Genomic DNA, 7,108 nt, shown 5'->3' on the forward strand with positions numbered 1-7,108 from the left:
TCCCCCCCCGCCGATCCGGGCCGCCGCAGCGTGCTGCGCGCCGGTGTCGGCATCGCCGCCGGCGCCGCGCTCTGGGGCCTTGGCGGCCAGGCCCGCGCCGCGGGCACGCTGCCGTTCGCCGGCCTCAATCTGTCCGGGCTGGCGTCCAACAACTTCGTCGACAACGCCATCATCGACCGGCACTACCGCGACATCAGCGACCAGCACATCGTCGCCGCCGGCGCCTGCCCGCTGTTCCGCCTGCCCACCACCGCCGCACGCTTCAGTACCGGCCAGGGCATGCCGCTCAACGCCACGTATTGCGACCAGGTCGAGAAAGTGCTGAACCGGCTCGCGCAGCGCGGCAAGGTGGCGATCCTGGAGTTGCACGACTACATGCGCTTGCCGATCAAGGTCGCGAGCAAGTCCGGTTACCGGCGCGATGGCGCCGGCCAGCTGATCGGGCCGGACGGCCGCGCGGTCGCCGATCCGGCCGACCAAGCGGTGTGGAACGGGACCTACCGCAAAGGCAATTTCCTGTACCTGGCCTACTTCGATCCTGCCGACAATCTGCTCAAGCTCTACGAATATCGCGTGATCGGCACGCCGGGCTGCACGCTGTACAACGCCGCCGGCCTGCCGGATCTGTGGAGTCGCATCGTGCAGCGCTTCCGCTCGCATCCGGCGATCTTCGGCTGGGGGCTGATGAACGAGCCCTACCAGGGACCGGAGCGCAACGCCGATGGCAGCACGCTGGTGATGGCCGATCACTGGCTGCGCACCGCCACCGCCACCGCAGCGCGCATCTTCGATTTCGACCGATCGCATTACGTGTTCGTTTGCGGCAACGAATACGCCAGCGCCCGCCGGTGGAAAGAGGCGTCCAACAACCTGGACACGATTCCCGACCCGTACGACCGCATCGTCTACGAGGCGCACAACTATCTGGACGACGAGGGCCGCGGAGGCGGTGCTTGGACCAATCGCAATGAAAACGTTGCGCCGGACACCGGCATCGAGATGGTCAAGCCATTCATCGACTGGCTGGGACACCGAGGCAAGCGCGGCTTTCTCGGCGAGCACGGCTATCCGGCCGGCAACGCCAGCGCGGAATTGGCGACCAAGCGCATGCTCGCGCACCTGCAGGCCAACAACATCCCCAGCACGCAGTGGTGCTTCGGGCCCGGTTGGCCGGACAACGACGTGCTGGGCATGAGCCGCGACGTCGGCATGGACATCCAGGTGAAGTCCAACATCGCCGCGGTGCAGCCGTATTTCGACGCGCGCCTGTCCAGCTACGTGCCGCCGCCGCCGACGAGCTGACGTCACGCGCGCGCGGGGGGCGCCCAACCGCCGGCCGCGGGTTTCCGCGGCCGGCGGAACCGGGCATCATCGTGGTTGGACTCAGGAAGACGTTGCCATGAAAAGGTCGAAGACGACCGCCTTGTTGCTGATGAGCGCTGCGCCGCTGCTGTTCACCGCCTGCGGGCGCGAGCCAGAGGCCAAGGCCCAGGAAGGCCTGTACACCTCGGTGGACGCCTGCGTGGCGCAGACCCACGACATCGCCACCTGCCGCGAGGCCTTCGCACAGGCGCAGAAGCAGGCGGCCGAGCAGGGGCCCAAGTACGCCAGCCGCGAGCAGTGCGCGCAGGACTATGCGCAGGATCGCTGCGTGGAGCAGCGCGACAGCCACGGCCATTCCTTCATCGGGCCGATGATGACCGGCTTTTTCCTGTCGCAGATGCTCAACAACAACCGCGCTGCCGGGTTCAATGCCGCGCCCGCCTACCAGGACCGGCAGAACCAGTGGCAGCGGCCGGCGTCCTATTCCGGCGGTGCCGGTGCGGCGGCCGCCAGCGGCACGATGCTGCGCGGCAACCAGACCATGACCCATATCGGCGCCACGCCGAATCGTGCGGTCACCGTCAGCCGCGGCGGTTTCGGCGAATCCGCCGGTGGACGCGGCTTCGGCAGCTGAATACCGCTTTTTCCCTCATCGCACGAGACCCCGCATGAAACGCATCGCGATCGTCGAGCGCGGCGACTGGCGCGCCCAGGCCGCGGAGTACGGTTTCCGCTTCCACACCATCGACGGCCAGCGCTACTGGGACGAACGCGCCTACTACGCGTTCAGCCTGCGCCAGATCGAGCGCGATCTGGAAGACCCCAGTGCCGAACTGCACGCGATGGCGATGGGCCTGCTCGACGAGATCGTCGCCAGCGAGGCGCTGATGCAGCGGCTGGCGATCCCGCCGGCGTTCCGCGACTGGATCGCCGACAGCTGGCGGCGCCGCGAGCCGCATCTGTACGGGCGCCTGGACCTGGCCTACGACGGCCGCGGCCCGGCCAAGCTCTACGAACTCAACTACGACACGCCGACCTCGCTGTTCGAGTCGGCGTTCTTCCAGTGGCAGTGGCTGGAGGACCAGCGCGCGCAGGGCCGATTGCCGGAAGAGGCCGACCAGTTCAACTCCATCCACGAAGCCTTGCTGGAGCGCTTCGCCGCGCTCGCCGGCGGGTTGCCGCCGCCGCTGTACTTCGCCGCGGTGCGCGATTCGGAAGAGGACCAGGGCACGATCGCCTACCTGCGCGACTGCGCCGCGCAGGCCGGCGTCGGCGGCGAGCTGATCGCCATCGAGGACATCGGCTTGTCCAGCGACGGCCGCTATACCGATCTGGACGACACGGTGATCGGCGCGCTGTTCAAGCTGTATCCGCTGGAGGACATGTTCGCCGAGCGTTTCGGCCAGGCGCTGCCGGGCTCGGGCCTGCGCCTGCTGGAGCCGCCGTGGAAGGCGCTGCTCAGCAACAAGGGCATCCTGCCGCTGCTGTGGGAACGCCATCGCGGCCATCCCAACCTGCTGCCGGCCGTGTTCGACGACGGCAGCGCCTTGCCGCCGGGTTGGGTACGCAAGCCGCTGCATTCGCGCGAGGGCGCCAACATCGTGCTGCACCTGGACGATGGCCGCGTGCTGGAGAGCGACGGCCCCTATGCCGGGCCCTACATCCGTCAGCAGGCGCATCCGCTGCCGGCGTTCGAGGGTCGCTACCCGATGGTCGGCAGCTGGATCGTCGGCGACCGCGCCTGCGGCATCGGCATTCGCGAGGACGATGGCCCGATCACCCGCGACAGCGCGCGGTTCCTGCCGCACGCCATCGTCGAGGACGCGCGAACGGGTGTGCTGTATGCGTGAGTCGGTGTCGCGCGCCGACGCGGCGTCGCCTGGCGCGCCGCACCGGCATCGCAACGACGGAACACCCTTGGCTGCCTATGCGGACCAGGTGGCGGTGCGCTGCCATCGCTGTGGCGCGCCGGGGTGGGTGCTGGCGCAGTGGGAGCCGTATCGCTGGCAGGCGCGATTCCGTTGTGGCCAGTGCGCTACTGGGCTGGACAGCGACGCCGACGACTGGGTGGGAGCCGTGCAATTGGAAGGCCATCGCGCCTGCGGCCATTGCGGACACAAGTGGGTGCGGGTCCGTGCGACGTCGACCGGTGCAACCCCGGTGCCCGCGAACTTGCCCGGGCGTTGCGCGCATTGCGGGAAAAGCAGCGCGGTGGCCGTCACCACGTACCGCGCGCGCGACGGCTCGCCCCACGATCCGCATTTCGGCATGCCGCTGGCGCTGGTCGCGCCGACCCGCGCCGGCCTGCTGTGGGCCTACAACCCGCGCCATCTGCAGGAGCTGCAGGACTACGTGTCGGCGACGCTGCGCGAACGCCGCGGCCTGTTCGGGCGCTCGATGGTGGCGCGGTTGCCAGCGTGGATGAAGCTGGCGCGGCATCGGCCGCTGATGCTGCGGACCTTGCAGCGTCTGCAGCAGGCCAGTGCGCAGTTGCCGCCGGTGCCTGCGGCGGCAACGTAGCGGCGGCGTCTGCGGTTTCATTCTTCGCCGTGAATGCGGCCGGCGCAGTCGCGCCACGCGCGACGCATGCGAAATGTCTACGATGTGATACTCATCACGATTGACCGGGCTTGCCCGTCTGACGAAGATCGACATCGGGGAGTGTTGCGGGGGCCGGCATGTCTGCATCTCGTATTCGCGCCAGAGTGCTGGTGCTGCTGGCGTGCGTCGCAGCCAACTGCAGCGCGTGCGCGGTGGTGACGGTCTCCACCGCGCGCGAGGACGTGGTCGTGCGTGGCCTGTTCGGCGCACGCGTCGCCACGACGGGATTGGCCCCTGTGGCGATCCGTTCGCGCGGGCTGGGAATTTCGCAGACCCCGCGCGCGTGGACGCTGGGCTGGCACGCCGAAACCGCGATCTATGTTCCCCCGGATGCGGACGCGTGCCGCATCGTGCTGATGTCCAATACCGACGCCGAGGTCCGCCGCCTGCTCGCGATCCTGCAGGCCGGCGGTGGCGATGTGTCTCAGGTCTGCATCGCATCACAGGAGGTGTCACGATGAAAACGTCTCTGGCTTGTTTCTCTGTTCTGCTGTTGGGCGGCTGCGCACATTTGGAGCAGGCGCCGTTGGTCTACGCGTCGAAGACGAGCTTCGGTGTCGATGTTTCCACGGCATCCACCGAAAACCCAGGCATTTCGATGAACCTGGGCTACAAGCAGGTGGATGCGGCCTATGTGCCGGTGGCGGTGGCGAGAAAGTGCAACGACGGCGTTGCCGGTGCCGACTGCAGCAAAAAGGGCTACGAGCTGCTGGTGATCTCCGGCGTCGCCAGAGAGGGCGATTCGGACGCCGACGGGACCAGCGAAGATGCGCGGATCGAAGCGGCCAAGAAGGCATCGACTGACTATGCGAGGGCGTTGTCGGAGGAGACGCTGGCGAAGCAGGCGATGATCGAGGCCGATAGCAAGCTCAAGCAACTGCGCGACAGCTACAGCGCAGCCGCCAAGCGGCAAAGCGCATACGATCAAGCGAAGCTGAAATGGGCGTCGCTGCAGGCAGCGGCTGCGAGCCCGGGCACGGTCGAAGAGGCGGACGTGAGCGCCGCGAAGAGCGCCATGGACGCGCTCGCGCCCACTGCCGAAGATCAGGCGATTCTCGCGGGCTTCGCTCAGAGCGAGAACGACCTGCGGCAGAACGCCGCCGCCGTGGCGTCCGAGTACGCCAGCAAGCAAAAAGCGTCGGAGTTGCAGGAAGCCATTCTCAAGTCCGCCAATGCGAAGATCGCGCGCAGCAATCTGGGCGACTCCTATTCCGTCTTTGGCAGCTTCGATGGCACGAGCACCGTCAATGGCAAGGGCTCGGCGTCGATCGGGTTGGGCAAGATGTTCTCGACCGGCGTGGCTGCGCAACGGTTGGCGAGCGGCATATCGACCATGGCCTGCTATGACCTGATCAAGAGCAAGGCACCTGCCGCCGTCGCCGCGGCGGAACTGGAGAAGCTGTTGCAGCACTGCCAGTGAGTGCCGTGGGTTGCGCGGCCGAGCGGTGCGGCGGCGCCGCCGCCACGCGCTACAGCAACCCGTCCCGCTTCACCGCCAGGTAGCGCTCGATCAGCGCGGCGGGCAGTTCCTCGCCGGTGACGTCGAGCACCATCACCCCATGGCTGCGCAGTGCGTCGTGCGCGGCGCTGCGTTGTTGCAGGTAGCGTGCCACCGCGCCGGCCTGCACCGCCTGCGGCAGCTCGTGTGCGTCCTCCGCCAGCGCCTGGTCCAGTTCGCGCTCGCGCAGGCTGGCCACGCACACCAGGTGGCGGCGCTGCAGCAGGCGCACCGCGGCCAGCAGGTCTTCGATGTCCTCGTCGCGCACGTTGCTGACCAGCATCACCAGCGCGCGGCGGCGCTGGCGCAGCGACAGTTCGGTGGCCGCGGTCAGGTAATCGGTGGCCACCGGCTGCGGCTGCAGGTCGTAGCTGGCGCGCAGCAGCACGTCGACGGTGGCCATGCCGCGTTGCGGCGCCACCCAGCGCGCGTCGCCGCCGCTGGCCATCATGCCGACCGCGTCGCCCTGGCGCAGTGCCAGGTACGACACCACCAGCGCGGCGTTGAGCACATGGTCGAAGTGCGACAGGCCACGCTCGCTGGCCAGCATGCGCCGCCCGGTGTCGATCAGCATCAGCAGCTGCTGGTTCTTCTCGTCCTGGTACTCGCGCGAGATCAGTTTGCGCGCGCGCGAGGTCGCCTTCCAGTCGATCTGGCGCAGGCTGTCGCCAACCCGGTATTCGCGCATCTGGTGGAAGTCGGTGCCTTCGCCGCGGCGCCGCTTCAGGTGCGCGCCGACCAGGCGCGAGGCCTGTTCGGCGCTGAACAGGGCGAAGCGGGTCAGCGGCGCGAAGTTCGGATACACGCGCACGGTCTGTGCGGACCCGGCCAGGCGCTGCTGCCACCACAGGCGCCAGGGCGCATGCAGGCGCAGGTGGGTGCCGTCGAAGACGAAGCGGCCGCGCGCGGTCGGACGCAGTTGGTAGCGCACCTGGGTCTGATGCGCGGCGGGCAGGGTCATGCGCTGCGGCAGGCCCTGCAGCTCCCAGCCACTGGGCACCAGGTCGAACAGGTCCACGCGCTGGCGCTGCGCGCTGTCCAGGTGCAGCACCACGTCGCGCTGCACACCGAGCGGCAGCGCTTCGGGCAGCTCGCGGCGCACCTGCGGCGTCGGCCGGCGCCACAGCCGCCATGCATCCAGCGCCGCGGCCAGCGCGATGCCCGCTGCGACCGCCTGCCAGCTCCACAGCGGCAGCCAGCCCAGCGCCACGGCCAGGCCGTACAGCGCCCACAGCGCGAGCAGGGCCAGCAGGAGCGGGGCGGGTCTCATCGCTTGGGGGCCGGGAGTGGGGAATGGGGAATGGGGAATGGGAAAAGCGGCAGGGCTGCAGCGCGACGGGTCGCTGCGTTCGTCAGATCACTGCAATCGGGAATTACGGGCAACGCCGGGAACCCCGGCTTTTCCCATTCCCCATTCCCCATTCCCGACTCCCCGCTCATTTCCGCGGCGCCTCCACCTTGGCCAGCAACCCACCGAGGGCGTCGTCGGCGCTCTGGCCTTCGATCTGCAGTTCCGGGGCCAGGGCGATGCGGTGGCGCAGGGCCGGCTTGGCCACGTCGCGGATGTCGTCGGGGATGACGAAGTCGCGGCCGGACAGCACGGCTTGCGCGCGCGCCGCGCGGACCAGGGCGATGCTGCCGCGCGGGCCGGCGCCGAGCGCAATGCCGGGCCAGCGGCGGGTGGCG

At 68.9% G+C, this 7,108-nt stretch carries 7 protein-coding genes and 1 pseudogene; 6 read left to right on the plus strand and 2 right to left on the minus strand.

Translation table 11 applies throughout. From position 1 onward, the window contains the following. Positions 1 to 51: 51 nt before the first annotated feature. The 6 genes from D588_RS0103335 (at position 52) to D588_RS0103360 (ending at position 5,344) form a co-directional block, all read left to right on the plus strand. Positions 52 to 1,302: a cellulase family glycosylhydrolase gene (locus D588_RS0103335; protein WP_232764210.1), complete on the plus strand. Its 1,251-nt coding sequence runs from the start codon at positions 52 to 54 to the stop codon at positions 1,300 to 1,302. A 97-nt stretch (positions 1,303 to 1,399) separates the two neighbouring features. After that, positions 1,400 to 1,957 carry a DUF1190 domain-containing protein gene (locus D588_RS0103340; RefSeq protein WP_026143325.1) on the plus strand — a complete coding sequence of 186 codons (558 nt, stop codon included), beginning with the start codon at positions 1,400 to 1,402 and terminating at the stop codon, positions 1,955 to 1,957. A gap of 34 nt (positions 1,958 to 1,991) precedes the next feature. Then, on the plus strand, positions 1,992 to 3,173 hold the full coding sequence (locus D588_RS0103345; protein ID WP_017914969.1) for a glutathionylspermidine synthase family protein: 1,182 nt from the start codon (positions 1,992 to 1,994) through the stop codon (positions 3,171 to 3,173). A gap of 361 nt (positions 3,174 to 3,534) precedes the next feature. Next, positions 3,535 to 3,843, plus strand: a complete 309-nt coding sequence (locus D588_RS28775; protein WP_017914970.1) for a hypothetical protein — start codon at positions 3,535 to 3,537, stop codon at positions 3,841 to 3,843. Positions 3,844 to 4,028: 185 nt separating this feature from the next. After that, complete coding sequence (locus tag D588_RS0103355) at positions 4,029 to 4,385, plus strand: hypothetical protein (RefSeq protein ID WP_017914971.1); 357 nt, start codon at positions 4,029 to 4,031, stop codon at positions 4,383 to 4,385. After that, positions 4,382 to 5,344 (plus strand): hypothetical protein, encoded by a 963-nt coding sequence (locus tag D588_RS0103360; protein WP_226975141.1) that lies wholly within the window; start codon positions 4,382 to 4,384, stop codon positions 5,342 to 5,344. The genes D588_RS0103355 and D588_RS0103360 overlap by 4 nt, the downstream gene beginning before the upstream one ends. Positions 5,345 to 5,393: 49 nt before the next feature. On the opposite strand, the gene D588_RS0103365 is transcribed toward D588_RS0103360, so the two are convergent. Both D588_RS0103365 and D588_RS0103370 read right to left on the minus strand, forming a co-directional pair. After that, positions 5,394 to 6,692, minus strand: coding sequence for a DUF58 domain-containing protein (locus D588_RS0103365; protein WP_017914973.1), 1,299 nt, complete (start codon positions 6,690 to 6,692; stop codon positions 5,394 to 5,396). Positions 6,693 to 6,858: 166 nt separating this feature from the next. Next, a pseudogene (locus D588_RS0103370) lies at positions 6,859 to 7,108 on the minus strand (AAA family ATPase); the annotation flags it as partial.

This window comes from Xanthomonas sp. SHU 308 (assembly GCF_000364645.1).
Taxonomy (GTDB): domain Bacteria; phylum Pseudomonadota; class Gammaproteobacteria; order Xanthomonadales; family Xanthomonadaceae; genus Xanthomonas_A; species Xanthomonas_A sontii.

Bases quoted from the DNA above. Each gene is read 5' to 3' on its own strand.
- D588_RS0103340 (WP_026143325.1), top strand. From the start codon at position 1,400: ATGAAAAGGTCGAAGACGACCGCCTTGTTGCTGATGAGCGCTGCGCCG.
- D588_RS0103345 (WP_017914969.1), top strand. From the start codon at position 1,992: ATGAAACGCATCGCGATCGTCGAGCGCGGCGACTGGCGCGCCCAGGCC.
- D588_RS0103360 (WP_226975141.1), top strand. From the start codon at position 4,382: ATGAAAACGTCTCTGGCTTGTTTCTCTGTTCTGCTGTTGGGCGGCTGC.
- D588_RS0103365 (WP_017914973.1), bottom strand. From the start codon at position 6,692: ATGAGACCCGCCCCGCTCCTGCTGGCCCTGCTCGCGCTGTGGGCGCTG.